Annotated in this window: 17 protein-coding genes; 15 read left to right on the plus strand and 2 right to left on the minus strand. The window is 36.1% G+C overall.

Annotation, left to right across the window (positions count from 1 at the left end; translation table 11 throughout):
- The 11 genes from IQ228_RS08565 to cas3 all read left to right on the plus strand — a co-directional run.
- Positions 1 to 434, plus strand: a 434-nt coding sequence (locus IQ228_RS08565) for a hypothetical protein (protein WP_228043764.1), incomplete at its 5' end; no start/stop codon positions are given.
- A gap of 2 nt (positions 435 to 436) precedes the next feature.
- Positions 437 to 1,471 carry an RAMP superfamily CRISPR-associated protein gene (locus IQ228_RS08570; protein WP_193962638.1) on the plus strand — a complete coding sequence of 345 codons (1,035 nt, stop codon included), beginning with the start codon at positions 437 to 439 and terminating at the stop codon, positions 1,469 to 1,471.
- A 3-nt stretch (positions 1,472 to 1,474) separates the two neighbouring features.
- Positions 1,475 to 2,095, plus strand: a complete 621-nt coding sequence (locus IQ228_RS08575) for a hypothetical protein (RefSeq protein ID WP_193962639.1) — start codon at positions 1,475 to 1,477, stop codon at positions 2,093 to 2,095.
- 95 nt (positions 2,096 to 2,190) lie between these two features.
- Positions 2,191 to 2,658, plus strand: coding sequence for a Txe/YoeB family addiction module toxin (locus tag IQ228_RS08580; RefSeq protein ID WP_193962640.1), 468 nt, complete (start codon positions 2,191 to 2,193; stop codon positions 2,656 to 2,658).
- A 166-nt stretch (positions 2,659 to 2,824) separates the two neighbouring features.
- Positions 2,825 to 3,121 carry a type II toxin-antitoxin system Phd/YefM family antitoxin gene (locus IQ228_RS08585; RefSeq protein WP_193962641.1) on the plus strand — a complete coding sequence of 99 codons (297 nt, stop codon included), beginning with the start codon at positions 2,825 to 2,827 and terminating at the stop codon, positions 3,119 to 3,121.
- A gap of 339 nt (positions 3,122 to 3,460) precedes the next feature.
- Positions 3,461 to 3,874, plus strand: coding sequence for a hypothetical protein (locus tag IQ228_RS08590; protein ID WP_193962642.1), 414 nt, complete (start codon positions 3,461 to 3,463; stop codon positions 3,872 to 3,874).
- A gap of 3 nt (positions 3,875 to 3,877) precedes the next feature.
- Positions 3,878 to 4,282 carry a hypothetical protein gene (locus IQ228_RS08595; RefSeq protein WP_027404197.1) on the plus strand — a complete coding sequence of 135 codons (405 nt, stop codon included), beginning with the start codon at positions 3,878 to 3,880 and terminating at the stop codon, positions 4,280 to 4,282.
- 310 nt (positions 4,283 to 4,592) lie between these two features.
- Positions 4,593 to 5,219, plus strand: coding sequence for a hypothetical protein (locus tag IQ228_RS08600; protein WP_027404196.1), 627 nt, complete (start codon positions 4,593 to 4,595; stop codon positions 5,217 to 5,219).
- Between the two features lie 167 nt (positions 5,220 to 5,386).
- The gene (locus IQ228_RS08605) at positions 5,387 to 5,989 is read left to right on the plus strand and encodes a Uma2 family endonuclease (protein ID WP_027404195.1); all 603 of its coding nucleotides are present in this window, start codon (positions 5,387 to 5,389) and stop codon (positions 5,987 to 5,989) included.
- Positions 5,990 to 5,999: 10 nt separating this feature from the next.
- Positions 6,000 to 6,635, plus strand: coding sequence for a DEAD/DEAH box helicase (locus IQ228_RS08610; RefSeq protein ID WP_071992844.1), 636 nt, complete (start codon positions 6,000 to 6,002; stop codon positions 6,633 to 6,635).
- The gene (gene cas3 / locus IQ228_RS08615) at positions 6,616 to 8,703 is read left to right on the plus strand and encodes a CRISPR-associated helicase Cas3' (protein WP_193962643.1); all 2,088 of its coding nucleotides are present in this window, start codon (positions 6,616 to 6,618) and stop codon (positions 8,701 to 8,703) included. The genes IQ228_RS08610 and cas3 overlap by 20 nt, the downstream gene beginning before the upstream one ends.
- A gap of 84 nt (positions 8,704 to 8,787) precedes the next feature.
- On the opposite strand, the gene IQ228_RS08620 is transcribed toward cas3, so the two are convergent.
- On the minus strand, positions 8,788 to 8,997 hold the full coding sequence (locus IQ228_RS08620) for a hypothetical protein (RefSeq protein WP_193962644.1): 210 nt from the start codon (positions 8,995 to 8,997) through the stop codon (positions 8,788 to 8,790).
- 88 nt (positions 8,998 to 9,085) lie between these two features.
- Positions 9,086 to 10,033, minus strand: coding sequence for a hypothetical protein (locus IQ228_RS08625; protein WP_027404192.1), 948 nt, complete (start codon positions 10,031 to 10,033; stop codon positions 9,086 to 9,088).
- Positions 10,034 to 10,291: 258 nt separating this feature from the next.
- On the opposite strand from IQ228_RS08625, the gene IQ228_RS08630 reads away from it, so the two are divergent.
- The 4 genes from IQ228_RS08630 (at position 10,292) to cas6 (ending at position 15,000) form a co-directional block, all read left to right on the plus strand.
- Positions 10,292 to 12,082 carry a hypothetical protein gene (locus tag IQ228_RS08630; RefSeq protein ID WP_193962645.1) on the plus strand — a complete coding sequence of 597 codons (1,791 nt, stop codon included), beginning with the start codon at positions 10,292 to 10,294 and terminating at the stop codon, positions 12,080 to 12,082.
- A 234-nt stretch (positions 12,083 to 12,316) separates the two neighbouring features.
- Positions 12,317 to 13,279 (plus strand): DevR family CRISPR-associated autoregulator, encoded by a 963-nt coding sequence (locus IQ228_RS08635; RefSeq protein WP_193962646.1) that lies wholly within the window; start codon positions 12,317 to 12,319, stop codon positions 13,277 to 13,279.
- Positions 13,260 to 14,012, plus strand: a complete 753-nt coding sequence (locus IQ228_RS08640; RefSeq protein ID WP_027404190.1) for a hypothetical protein — start codon at positions 13,260 to 13,262, stop codon at positions 14,010 to 14,012. The genes IQ228_RS08635 and IQ228_RS08640 overlap by 20 nt, the downstream gene beginning before the upstream one ends.
- Positions 13,990 to 15,000: a CRISPR system precrRNA processing endoribonuclease RAMP protein Cas6 gene (cas6, locus tag IQ228_RS08645; protein WP_193962647.1), complete on the plus strand. Its 1,011-nt coding sequence runs from the start codon at positions 13,990 to 13,992 to the stop codon at positions 14,998 to 15,000. The genes IQ228_RS08640 and cas6 overlap by 23 nt, the downstream gene beginning before the upstream one ends.
- The last annotated feature ends 1 nt before the right edge of the window (position 15,001 follow it).

Below are 15,001 nucleotides of genomic sequence, written 5' to 3' on the forward strand. Positions count from 1 at the left end.
TGTGTATAAGAGACAGCCGTTGGACTAATAAGGTCAGTGGAATCATAGAAAAACTACCTGATAAATTTCCCATGTTAGAAGGGCAAATGTTTAATCATCAATTTGAATTAAGATGGAAACATAAAAGACAAAATACTTATGAAGTTCTATTACTAACTATTGATGATAATCATCATGGTTTTACCAAACTAGCTGAAACTTGGGAAATAGAACCGAATGATGAAAAAAAATTCCCATCTTATGCTTATCCTGCTCATGGATACCGTCCCGAAGAAACTCGCTTTCCCCAAAAATTCATTTATGCAGATAGTTTAGATATTCGTCTCATCACAGAAGAAAGTAATAAACCAAATAAACCCAAATTAGCCCAACGGTATTTTCTAGACAAGAAAACCGCAACTGTACATTTTGTAGCCCTCACAGTTGAGAAATAAACATGACTTATTCGCAACCAAACAGACCTACTCCAAAGAATTCATCTCCGTCGGAAAATCCCAAGCCTTATGATTTTGTTTCATTTCCTCAAGAAAGACCTAATTTACAACGTCCTTTTGGACATCATAAATATGATCAAAATCGTTTACATGGGACAATTTACCTGACTTTAAAAGTCCAAACATCATTGCATATTTCCACAGGTGCAGTAGTTTTAGGGAGTGATATAGGTAGTAAAATTTCTCTCCTTAAAACTATGATTCAGGGAGTTGATGCTAAATTATCAATTCAAGGAAGTTCTTTAAAAGGTTGTATTCGTTCCGTATATGAAGCAATTACTAATAGCACATTAGGTGCAGTTACTTCTAAATACAAAGAAAAAGTTCCTGCTGAACGTTTACCTTGTAAAAATAAAGAAAAACTTTGTCCAGCTAGTCGGGTATTTGGTGCATTAGATTGGCAAGGTTTGTTAGACTTTAATGATGCTAATTGTGAAAGAATTGGCTTTTCTACAGGATTTATGCCTTCTTTATATGCTCCTCGTCCCAACTGTGACGCATATTATCAGCGAGGTAAATTAGCTGGACGTAAGTTTTATTATAATATGTCCAAAGCTATTGAAAAAGGACAAAAAGACGGAATTTCTGTCCAACAAGCAGGAAAGGAATATACTTTTAAAACACAAGTAACTTTTAAGAATTTACTTCCCGAAGAATTAGGAACATTATTAATTGTTTTGGGACAAGATAAAAAATATCCCATTGCTTTAAAGGTTGGTGGTGGTAAACCAATTGGAATGGGAACAATGACAGTAAATGTTGATAAAATCAATCAACCGCAAAACTTAAAACAGCGTTATTCATCCTATCAAGTGAGTGAAAATGATGATTTAACAGGAGATAAATTACAGCAATTTATCCAAAAACAAATTCAAGCTGCACATTCAACAAAGTTAATTCAAAAAGAACAATTAGAACAACTTGCAGCTATTTTACGTTATCCCAATGATAGACAAGCACCATCAGGAATGTACTAAATTATGAGTTTAACAGATCAACAGTGGGAAATTGCTCATGCGATCGCCCAAACTTTAGTCAAAGAAGATACAGATGCTAACGAAGTCAGTAAAGCTGTTGCATATTTACGGACAGTAATTGATAAAAATGATGCTACATCAAGATTTTTAACCTATCTCAAAACCTTAGTTAGAGATGGAAAAATGATTGGACATAGTGGTAAAACGGCTGGATATTATCGCAATATAGAGGCTACCTGTAGTCAATATTTCAAAAGTAACAGTGATGCGTCAACTATTTTGCAAATCTTAGGTTGGGTATCGCGGTTAATGAAATATTATAAAAATGCTGGTGTCCCTATGGGGGAAATTACCGTTCCCACAGCAGTAGTTGTAGAGTCAGCACGTCAAGCGGAAATTGCCAAAGTTACTGAATCTAAAAAGTTTAAAGAAGGGGATATCATGGATGCAAAAGTTACTAAAATTAATGGTAACAAGGTCAGTTATGAAATCTTAGGAATCATTAAGCTGACTGAAAAAGAACCGAAAAAAGCTAGTTTACTTCAGGAAGGACAGACAGTAAAGGTAGAGGTCTTAGAGCTTAAAGAAGACGGAAGTATCAAAAAAGTTAAAGCTATGGGGTAAAAAAATTTTTTTTACCACATTTTTTATTTGAATCCTAATATACTAAGATATAAGAGGCACATACCTGTGTCTTTCTATTTATATCAGGTCAAAAAATGCCTAAGCAAAAATACCGCCATTTAACTGCTCGACCGTTGGAAGCAGTAGAAACAGTTTATATTCCCCCTTTACAAGATATAAACTCTAACTCCGATGTAATTGTTCCCTCACCTTATAGTTCCTGTTTACACGAAAGTACAACTGCCGTGACAAATCAATCCAAAGCTTCTGAAGACAAGCAATCAGAATATCAGTTATTCTTCACCAAGCTCTTTAAAGAAGACATGAAGTATTGGAAAAAGCATTGTCCAGCAAAGTACAAGCGTATTCAGGAACTAATGCAGGAAATTCAGGGAACACCCTTTGAGATTGCAGGTAAGGGAAATCCGGAGATTCTCAAAAATGAATATTATCAAGGCTACAAAAAACGCTCACGTCAAATAAATGGACAACATCGTCTTGTCTATGCTGTATCGAAAAACACAATTTATTTTCTCCAAGCTCGCTTCCATTACACTAAATAAGAGAAGGAATAACACGGTTATTACGAATCAGCACCAAAAATAGCAGCTTGTCCTATCCTACTAGATCCAAGCTTACTCTTGGATCTAGTAGGTACTTTCAATCCTTGGAGTATTTTATCTATGATCATAGTAGTACCAACAATCGCCGTTTTAGGCATTTTGTAAAATGTCAAATATTTGCCAGAAAATCAATTACTCAGAAGCTGAAGCCAAATTAGACGAACTTTGCAGCCAAGTTATTTCAAGCCGTGATGCGGTGATTATTGAACGAGAAGGCGCTGAAAACGTTGCTATGATTGCAGCTGATGAGTTAATTAGCATGAGGGAAACTCTTTACCTACTTAGTTCTCCTGAAAATGCCCTTCGTCTATTTGCCGCTCTAGAAGAGGCAGAATCAGGTAATCTTAAATCTCAGACATTAGATGAATTAATCCAAGAACTAGAGAACGATGACGAATATTAAACCTTAAGTTGACATATATCAGTAGTTTTTGCTTTTTAGTTCCTGCGATAGATTGACTTAGATTCAGGTATTCACTATAATTGCAGGAGATAGAAACCTTTGTTTCATACATAAATATTCCCTGCAAAGGGATTGAAACAGGTTTCTATATGGTGAAACGACTATTACATCGGAGTTCACCACTTCCCCGCAAGGGGATTAAAATTACTAACTAGCCAAATTCTGCCTAAAAATATAAAACTAACCTAAAATGAAGAAAGTTGGTTAAATTGCTGTTGACTATCTGTATTTTCTTTCCTTTTCTTCGACAAAAACCTACATTGAGTGAAAGAACGAGTTATGAGTGAACAAATAAAAGAGAAACCAAAAAATTCGGACTTAATTCCTGCTGAAATACAAAAATTAGTTGAAGAACTGGTTGAAAAAATAAAAGAGGTAGAAAGAGTTATCGGAATAGCTACAAGTTTCCCTGATATTCATTGGATTGATTTTAAGATTAAGCTGAAAGACAACAGCGAATTATCAGATGAAACCTGGGAGAAAATTCAGGATTTGGTTATTGACTATGAATGGAAATTAATAGATGATTCTACTGAAGAATGGTATTTTCGCCCTCAGATAGTAGATAGATTTTATTTACTTAGAGATGAAGTAATAGCCGATTCTGACAAAAAAGAACACACGGAGGTAAGTAAACCAAAAATGTGGTCAAGCAATTCTCCTAACTTTACTGTAGTTCCGTTTCGGCAATAAATCATGACTTGTGAACGCTACCTTCTGCAAGCTAAAAGCAACGAAAATGCAGCACGTGATATTGAAACTGTTTATCCTGATTGGACAGTAACTATGTGTTTTTATGCAGCATTGCACTGGGTAGAATATTATGCTTGTAAAAAAGGAGATGATATACCAAGTCAATGTCCAGCACCATCTCCTCATGATTCTCGCCGGGGATATGTTCGTCAAATTGCTAAGAAACTGGATAACAGAAGATTGGAGAAACTTTATCAAGATTTAGAAAGTGCAAGTCGAAAAGCTAGATATTTAGAGAGTGTAAAATATAGTAGTGCAATAGATTATTTCCAAGGACACAAATTAGAAGTAAGTAAGTCTTTTGATAAGTTACAGCAGATAAAAGATATCTTAGAGAATATCAAATAATCTGTATTTATAATTCCTCGCAAGGGGACGGAAACAAACCATCGTCCTATGCTGAATTGGAGTCCAATCTTTTTAAAAGATTGATTCCCTGTAAAGACGAAAGTCCGTGAGATGCTGGATAATTAATTACATTAATTCCTATCCCATCTCTCTTCCCCGGAAGGGGATTAAAATCGGGAAGTGCTGTAAATAGTTATGCACAAATAAAAGAGGAGGTGGGATGAATATAATTACTTGAAATATCGCAGTTCCAAACAGCTATTTGCTGGGGAAGACTGCATAAATGCAATCAATTTAGAAGAGGTGAAAAATGGCATTCAGTAATTTTAAAACCATTGGTGAAGTCCTCAAAACATTTCAAATTACCTACACAGAAGACAATTTTATTAGCGAACTTGCTTTTAATATTTCCGACTATTTCCGTGAAGATTTAGAACTGATGATGCGGGATGCTGTAGTTGATAACTCAGAATTTGCTATTTGCGAAAACTTAATTTATCCCGTTCTTAAAGAAGTTTGGAAAACATATCGTAAAAACTTTATTTTATGGAGTCATCAATCCTTAAACTACGATGAAAAATTATCAGGATTTCCTGAATATATTTTAGCTAAACGTTCGCCATTAGGTAAAGTTGTTTTTGACCAACCATACTTTATTTTAGTAGAAGCCAAACAAGACAATTTTGAAGCAGGATTGGCGCAATGTTTAGCCGAAATGATTGCTGCTCAAAGATTAAATGGAGAACATCAAATTATTATTTATGGTATTGTTTCTAATGGTGCAACTTGGCAATTTGGTAAATTAGAAAATGGCACATTTACCAGAAATATGACTCCATTTACCATTTATGAACTAGATAAATTATTCAGTGCTGTTAATTTTGTATTTCAACAATCTGAATTACAACTAAATAATTTAGTTTTATCTGCTGCTTAGTTCACTTTCGTAAGTATTCAGCTATAGCACTTATTTCCAGATCCCGGACTTCTAAGATAGATTTATCCTTTCCGAATACAATTAATCAAAGAAGTCGGGGATCTTATAACCTCACCTGAATCCTTACTCACTTTCCTAGCAAAGTATAACTTCTCTATTCCACAACCATGACTCTAACTAAAACCCGACTTACCTTTGATCAATTCCTCAACTACGACTTCCCCGAAGAAGGTCGCTATGAACTTGTAAATGGAGAAATTATGCGGATACAAGCAACTAGAAAACATGATAACTTAGCAGATTTCCTCACTAAAAAATTAGACCGGGAAGTTGAACGTCTTAATCTTAACTATCGAGTATCTGGAAGAATTGCCATTAGAACTTTAACAGCAAGTGGTAAAGAACAAGGTCGTTTTCCTGATGTTAGCGTAGTAGATAAAAATTTATGGGATGCTAATTTATCCGCTTATACTGCATTTATTGAACCATTACAATTAGCAGTAGAAATAGTTTCCACAAATTGGGAAGATGATTATATAGATAAATTAGAAGAATATCAACGTTTAGGGATTTCTGAATATTGGATTGTTGATTATTTAGCAATTGGTAGTCGTAATTATTTAGGTAATCCCAAAGAACCAACTATTTTTGTATATATTCTTAATGAACAAGGCATTTATCAACCTAATGCTTATCGAGGTACAGATATAATTATCTCCCCAACTTTTCCAGAATTAAATATTACAGTTGATCAAGTTTTTGCAGCATAGATACAATTTCATGATAGATGAACACTTCCAAACCCTGACCACCTTCCCCCCACGCAACTTTCAACGAGAAACCATTACTAAACTCCTCCACCGTCAAGACATCCTTCTCCGCGCCCCCACAGGGTCAGGGAAAACCGAAACAGCGATCGCCCCTTTTCTCTTTGCCAAAACCCTCAACCTCGACTTCCCTGATAAATTAATCTACGTTGTCCCCCTGCGAACCCTGGCCAACAGTCTGCGAGAAAGAACAGAGAAATTAGTGACAGACTGGGAAAAATCCTTTCCCTCATCTCCCTCATCCCGTCCACTAGTCGTCACCCTACAAACCGGAGAAAACCCAGAAGACCCTCGTTTTGAAGGTGATATAGTCTTCTGCACCATTGACCAAATGTTAAGCAGTTTCTTGAATATTCCTTACTCAGTTGGTCGGGGTTCAGCTAACGTCAACTCCGGGGCAATATTCGCATCTTATCTAGTATTTGATGAACTGCATTTACTTGACCCAGACCGTTCCTTTACCACCGTTCTCAAGGTTTTACAACAAGTCAAAGGTATTTCCCCATTTCTGCTGATGACTGCCACATTAACCAATGAACTGGCCACCCAAATTCAAGGTTTAATAGACAATGGAAATAATTCAAATTGAAGATGCCGATTTACAGGCTATTGAAGGTAAACGTCGCCGGATATTTCAAGCTATATCTGAACCATTGACCGCTGAAGTTATCAAAATTGGTATTAACAATCATAACCATAAACGGGTTATCATCATCTGTAATACCGTTTCTCAAGCGCAGGGATTATATAGAGATTTGCAAGAGTTGAATTATGATGATACCTTAAATATTACCCTGCTGCACTCCAGATTTTTACCAGAACATCGCGCCCAAAAAGAAACATTTTTAAAAGAAACCTTTGCTGAAAATTGGCAAGATGACGGTACTTGTTATATATTGATTTCCACCCAAGTAATTGAAGCAGGAATTAATATTACTTGCCAAGTTATGTACAGTCAACTTTGCCCAATGAACTCATTATTACAAAGGGCAGGACGTTGTGCAAGATTCCAAGATGAACAAGGTCAAGTTTTGGTTTATCGCACCATAGAAGTTAACCAAGCTTATACTGCACTTACAGAAGCAGATTTAGAACCAGAAACCCAAGAATCTACCGATAAAAAACAAAGTTTTCTGCCATATCCTGAAAAAACCTGTGAATCAACATGGCAAGTATTACAGGCACATACTGAATCAAATCATGTTAATGAAAATGTCGGATTTCGTACCGAAGAAACTTGGATAAATCAAGTGCATATAGCAGAAGATTTACTCCAACAACAACGCCGACAAAATAATAAAATGCAGTTTGAAAACAATTTTGAAGCGGCATTTTTTAGGGGTGATCAATCTTTTGCCAGTGAGTTAATTCGTTCAGTTGATAGTCGGAGTTTATTTGTTTGGGAAGAAAGCGGATTTATTGATTTTGAGGAAGAACCCATTGACCCCCGCAAATTAATGGCTTTTTCCGTGCCTGTGTCTACACTATGCAAAGTTTGGCGAGATTCCAAAAACTTAGAATTTGGTACAGATTGGATTTTTAAACGAATTGAAACACCAAAAGGTAAAGCAGAAACCTATAATCAACCTGTTTGCACTGAGATTAAATCCCGTGAATCATTGATTAATAGTATCAAGATTTTAGTCAACTGTCGCTATGTTTCTTATGATGAAAATATTGGCTTACTAATTGGCATTAATGAATTTGGTAATGGGTTTATTTCCCCACCAAAACCACAGCGTTCAATTGTCAGTGAATATCGTTATAATATGGATACTTATGTTGGACATTTGGGTTCTATGTGGACTTGTTGGTATAAACCATTTAAAACCTTACGCTTAAAAAACGGTGAAGCTGAACCAACTACTTACAATAGTATCAGGAATGAACTACTACCAGCAGGGACAAAGTTAATTAAAAACAAGATTTTTCCACATATCCAAGAATCAGAAGCAGCAGCATTATTTGAATTATTGGTGTTTTTCGCTATCTTTACTCATGACCTGGGTAAACTACAAATTAAGTGGCAGGAAGTGATGCGGAAATGGCAAGCGATAGCGCAAGCGCTGACTTGTCAGTTCGCTCATTCTTCATTTCAAGGTCAAAACCCCAAACAACATTTACTGGCACACACGGACTATAATCCTGAAGACCGTCAGCAAAAAACAGCACTCAAAGACCACGAAAAGAAACACAAACGTCCTAATCACGCTGTTGAAAGTGCATATTTAGCACGGGATATTCTCAAACAATCTTTAGTACCCTTATTAAGTGATTATTTTGAGGCTGATGATGAACAAATTCGGTATATCTGTCATACAATCCTGATGGCTACCGGTCGTCACCATTCGGCTTGGGCTGGTGGTTGGAGTGTAGCAGATATAACTAAGATAAAAACTATAGAGTTACACCCAGAAGCACAGAGAGCGATAGCGAAGCGCTCCGTAGGAATCGCCCAAAGTTGGCAAAGTATGACACGCTTCCTAAATCAGAGTCTACCATTAACACCAGCAAATTTAAGTAAAAGTATCTACCCAATTAAAAAAGAGTTTGACTTGAATCAGTTAAACACTGCTGACGAGTTTGAGTATTTTCATCTCTACTTGTTGGTAGTTAGGGCTTTACGACTGTGTGACCAACGTTCCGTACAATTTTAACTTTACAACTTTAATTTTCATGTAGAGAGTTTATTTACAACATCTCTACATTAATCATGATGAACTATCTGTACCTGTATTTTCCTAAGTTAATAGTTCTTGGAAATCAGGAACAGAACCTATAGTAATTGCCTGTTCTAATAACTGGTTGAGTCGTTCATGGTCATAAATTTTATTGATTTGTTCCACTAATTCAGAAGGAGCATCTTGAAATCTAGTTCTGATGATTTTAATAATAGATTGCTGGAGGGTTTGCGCTATTCCTAAACGTTCTATACTTGTAATGTAAGTCATTTGTCTTTCATCCTCAAAATGCTGCAATTCAGTAGGGTGGGCATTGCCCATCCTACGTATAGTTCAAACATCAAATAGGAGTTCTATATTAAGTATCTGTATCTGTATTTTCCTGACTTAATTGTTGTTGAAATTCAGCGATTGATATTGTAGTCATAGCCTGTTTTAACAACCGCTTCAGGCGCTCGTTATCATAGATTTGATTGAGTTGTTCAACCAATTCAGGAGGAACATAATTAAATCGAGCTTCTACAATACTAGCAATAGACTGCTGGATACCTTCGGATATTCCTAAACGTTCAATGCTTGATACATATCTCATTTTTTGTTCATCCTCAAACTGCTTCAATTCAGTTTTGAAATTCAAATCCAGATCCGGTGGTAAAGTCATCAGTCTATCAATCAAATCGAATAACTGAAGAATTTTCTCTCTACTATATCCTAACTCATACATTTGTTTAATCAGGCTTAACTTCCACCGTAATCTGCTTGTTAAATCTTTAGTGGTTGCTTGTGTCCGCAGGTGCGCCATCACCAATACAGCAAAAGGATTATCACTTTGTTCTAATTCTGACCAACGGGGTTCATAATCCAGTAATTTTACAGTAGGAAACTGAAGACTTAAACGACATCCCCAACGTCCATAACTATATTCTTGAGGTCGCCAACTTGCTTGACTATCACCGAGAATAGCTAAACTCACAACTTCCTGGTTATAGCGGTCAAAGATTCTGTAATGATAGGAAAACATCCGTTTAGGAAAACCAGTATCTACTTGACTTTGGATTTCTAAATGGATTAGTAACCAGGTTTCTTTACCATCATTCAGCCAAACTTTAATCAGCTTATCAACAAATTGCTTACCAACTTCAGATTCTCTCATCAACTGCTGTAGTTCTTGGTCAAGAAACTCATAACCTCGCGTCCAGTCAATTTCGTTGTAAATATGGGGAAAGAAGAATGTTAAAAATGCCTCAAAGTATTTTTCTACCCCTTCCTTCCAAGCACCATCATAATCGGCTTTTACTTCACTCACGGTTGTATTTAAGAGATTATTAATACACTATAGCGGTTTATCTGGTAGCAGATAGATGAACTGAATGGAGAACTACAAACCATAAGAATAGTTTCAGTCCCGTTGTCAGGATGATTCCATGACCAGGATTCTTTACTATCCAGTCTTTCCTTTATCTCTTTATTACTGTTGAAGAGGCATAATTTCCTTTGGAATACTCCTCTTCCAGGTGGGTATACACTGATTGGAAGTACACAACTCCTGTGAGTTGAAAGACAAATGACACAGCAGCTATTTGTTACCAAGAAATACGGCACTTATGCTGATACTTTCTTGATGTTAGGTTTGGCGCAGCTTGTAGAGTATGCCCTGAAAGCTACTAATCAAAAAAGTGCAATTCAACTTTTAGATCAAGGAACACACTACTGCCTAAAATTAAAAAAGACAGTCAATTTAGAACTGGTAGCTGAACTCAATTATACCAATCTTTTTCCACCAGTTAAAGGTCAAAAGACTGACATTAGCAAAATACCGCAAGAAACTGAATGTTTTGACACAGTGGAGAAAACCGAAAGACGAAAACTTTACCGGGAGTATTTATTTCAACAAAAAGGTAAACCCCAATTTAACGAAGATTCACCAAAACCACCGCATCCAAGTACCCAAAATGGCGTAATTCTCACTTCCATGCGTCATGACCGCAATCATAACGAATTGTGGTGTTTAGGATGGCAAATTAAAGACCATTATGGGGCTTTATTAGTTGCTTTGTTTACAGCATTTAGCCAAGAAACAGAAGATGCCAATGAATTAGTAAACGACTTATTCACCGAAACTACAGGACAGAAATTACCAGAAACAGCTAGTGCGGTCAAAATTTATTTACCTACATCTGTCCAAGGTGTGAATCGTGTTAAAGCAGATGGTAATAAAGTAGATTCTCAAAAAACCGATTGGTTAAGTTTATGGTTGATTGCTGGGGGTTTATTTACCTTTGGTATCGCAGAAAGAATCAAAATCGCAGAACGAGTTTATGATTGGCGTGTTGTTGTTCTTGAACCTCAAGATATTCAGTTAAGTAAATACCGTGAAGTATTGAATAAGCTGCGTCAATTAAACCCACCTTCTGGGGGTCACGGAATTGCTAGATTTGATGCTGAGTTGATATTACGTTTCTGTCAAGAATTACTTAGTCATCATCAAGTCCCAGCAAATACTGAAGAAGATGAATTTGATGATTTTTTGCAACCGATTAATCATTTTGTTAGTAGCTTTATTGGAACTCACTTTGGTTCTAAAGGTCAAGTTTACGGTGTCAAAGAAGTGTTTTCTTTAGGTTTACCAGGTTGGATTAGTCCTAAAACTTCTGAGGAATTAGCAGATTATCACAATATTTTGACAGAACACTTGTCAATTGTTACTACCCTATCAGCAGAAGAGGGACACAGTGAATTATTAGCAGCTTATCGGGATTTCATTACTAGTACAAGTCTAGAAAATTTCTTTCGCTTTCAAGTAATTTATGCCGATTATGTTGTTAAGTGTTTAGCAGACTCTAAAGCTAAATTCTTTCCTCGTTTATTTTCTCTTAATGGATTAAATCTCATGGTGAAAAATTTTAATCATCCTCAAAATGACCAGGAATTAAATTTAACTGACATTACACAAGATCTCGGTTTTTTACGGATTGCTAAAGCTATTAATAGCGCGACTGTCTATGCCGGAAAAGATGAACATGGTTGGGATAGAATCTATGGTTTAGCACAACGTTTGAGCAGTCAAGCAGGGTCTAAAAAGGATTTTATTATTGAATTATCAATCTTTCTTACTAGTTATGAAAATGAAAATCTTCGCATTGATGAGGAATTAAAGAAGAAAGGCAAACCCCGCCGCATTTGGACTACCAAAGATGATTTAGATGGAATTATCAATCTCATTGAAAATCATGGTTCTAGTTTAGTGGCTAACCTATTGATTGCCTATGGTTACGCTAAGGGTTGGGGTAAATCCAAGGAAGCAGATAAAACAGGTGTAAATAGTGAATTAGAAATAGAAGTAGATAATGAATAAGATCCCCGACTTCTGGCAAGAAATCATAATTTATTGACATGATTAAATAAAGAAGTCGGGGATCTGAGTGCTAGAAGTAGATAAGTAATGGGACAGAATTAATTACACAATGTCATTGCAAATGGAACGAAGTGAAATGAAGCAATCGCAAGGGTTGTGATTGCTTCCCTTCGCTCGCAATGACTGTAAATATTTTTGTCCAATTACTTAACATTGAAGAAGGAGAATCCGATAATGACTAAAACCAAATTTCCCGTTTATTCAATTTCTATTAGTGGGTTACTTTCTTTACAACTTCATGCTTTGAATAATGAAGGTAATGAGGGTAATCAATCCTTAACTCGACGTTATTACATCATTCAAGACGGAATGGATGAACCTGAGTATGTTAATGGCATTTCTGGGGATATGTTCAAACATATTCAATCTGAACATTTACACCGTGTTGCTTTAGAATCTGGACTAAGTTTATCTGAGGGTGGTAAACAATTTAATCCCGATAGAATTGGTTATGACTTGGAAAAAAATTTCTCGGTTTTTACAGATAAAGATACCGATTTATCAGCGAAAACTGGTAAGGTTCTGCAACTTTGCACCATCAGCGATTTAGAAGGTTTCATGGTGACTGTTAAAGGTGGACAAACCCTAAAACGTGATTCTGTAATTGAATTTGGGGCGGTTGTTGGTTTACCAAATCGTGTGAAAACCCAGAGTTATTTTCATGCTAAATATGGTGTAGATAACCCTACTCCTTATAATGTGCAAGTTAGTTCGGGTTTATATGCCACTGTTCTCAATATTGAGGCTTTTAGAATTGGTTATAATCCCCACAATTTTGGTTATAGCATTGATGTTGCTGAACGCAAAAAACGTCTTGATGCTTTACTAAAAAGTGTGCTTTATACCTATTTACAACCCAATGGGGCAAAACGCAATACTAATTTACCTCATCCTGATAGTTTTAAGGGTATAATTACCGTTAGTTCTCGCCGTTGTCCAGCACCAATGTTAAGTGCATTGGAATACGATTACCAAAGTCAAATTAAGAGTTTAGCCACTACTTTAAATAATCTCAATGGTGCTGAGACAATTCGCTGTTTTGAATTTGAAAACATGGCTGAATTTGCAGATCAGATTGAAATTTTGATTGCTCAAACTCTACCTTGGGATAGTGAAAATGCCGAAGCAATCTCCTAAATCTAAAACTTCCCCAACATCAGAAACCGTAACTACATGGCTAACTGTCACTTATCAACCTGTTAGCCTCTTTTCTCTCAAACGTTCTGATGCTACCAGCATGGCGGCACGGTCTAATTTAGTACCTACTCCTTATGCTATCAAAATGGCATTGTTAAAAGTGTTGTTAGAAAGTCAGGGAAGACACCATCAAAATGATTTTGACCAATGGATTAAAACCGAATTTACCTGGATTCGAGATTTAATCATTTATATTTGTCCTCCAAAAAAATTGGTTGTTAATCGTAATGGTTACAAGCTACGCTATTACGATCAATCCGCAGACAAAGCAGATAAAACCCGTCTAACTGTGCCTATGCAAGATGGTTTTGTATTTCGGGAATGGGTGCATTTACAAGGACATCTACAAATTTGTTGTAGTGCAGGAAAGCATTTAATAGAACTAGAACAATTATTTGCCCAAATTAATTATTTTGGTAAACGGAGTTGTTTTTTTCAATATTTACCAGATTTTAAACAAGAAACTTCAGAACCATTATTTTTACCAAATCCTGCTACTGGTTTTACAATTCAACCAATGGATGATTTAGGTGAAAAAACCACATTTAGTCGTATTAATCCTTTTTCCACTGATAAAGCCCAACTCAATAAAGACCGAGTGATTAAATCAGGGTTTTTACCATTAAAACTTATCGCCACCAGCGCTCGTTATGACATTTACAGAAGATATTGAGACTACATTTGCTGGGATGAGTTTAATCCTCAAACAAGATGCAAAAATTATCAATTCTGTCACCTTAGAAGCTTGGTTGTCAGATATTCAACCTGCACCTGTTTGGATTCAATTACATATTGCTGATGGTATTACCAAAATCATGCCTGTGTTGCCAGATTGTGGATTATATCCCCAACTGATGGAATCAATCTGTCAGCGAATTATTGGTAAAGAAATTACCCTGGATTGGCAAAATAATTCATATCAATTAACAGGTGTTGAAGTTGATTCTCATAACCTTCATGTAATTCTCATTTCCGTTTCTGCTACTGCACCATTACCAGCAACATTAGGAAGGGCTATTCATGCTCAATGTTTTCAATGGATTGCTAATGCAGATCCTATTCTCGCGGAGAATTTGCATCAACAAGATACTTTGCCAATGACGATAGGAATAGAGTACACTTCCCCGCAAAGAATACGATTGAGAATTACGCTGTTAAAACAAGAACTTTTAGCACCTTTATTGTGGGGATTAAATAACAATTTAGGTGGTGAAATTACATTAGCAGGAATATCTTGTAAATTAGGCAAGTGGATAAATATTTATCAATCTAGTAACTTTGAGAAACTGTTAGAGATACCATCACAAAATGTAATTGAATTACAATTTCTCTCCCCCACCAGTTTTAAACAGAATCAAAATATCCAACCTTTCCCATTACCCGATTTAGTATTCAACAGTTTACTCCGTCGTTGGAATAGATTTGCACCCGCAGAATTACAATTTCCTCAAGTTGAATGGCAGGGTTTAGTTTCTGCTTTTGAACTGAAAACCCATGCTTTAAAGATGGAAGCTGGTGCAGAAATTGGTACTGTTGGCTGGGTAAAATATCGGTTTCCAGACCCCGAACAAGCCAGAATTGCCACTGTTTTAGCTAACTTCGCTGTCTTTTCTGGAGTCGGACGGAAAACAGCTATGGGTATGGGACAAGTAAGAATTTAGA

The sequence above is a fragment of the Dolichospermum sp. LEGE 00246 genome, from assembly GCF_015207865.1.
Classification (GTDB): Bacteria; Cyanobacteriota; Cyanobacteriia; order Cyanobacteriales; family Nostocaceae; genus Dolichospermum; species Dolichospermum heterosporum.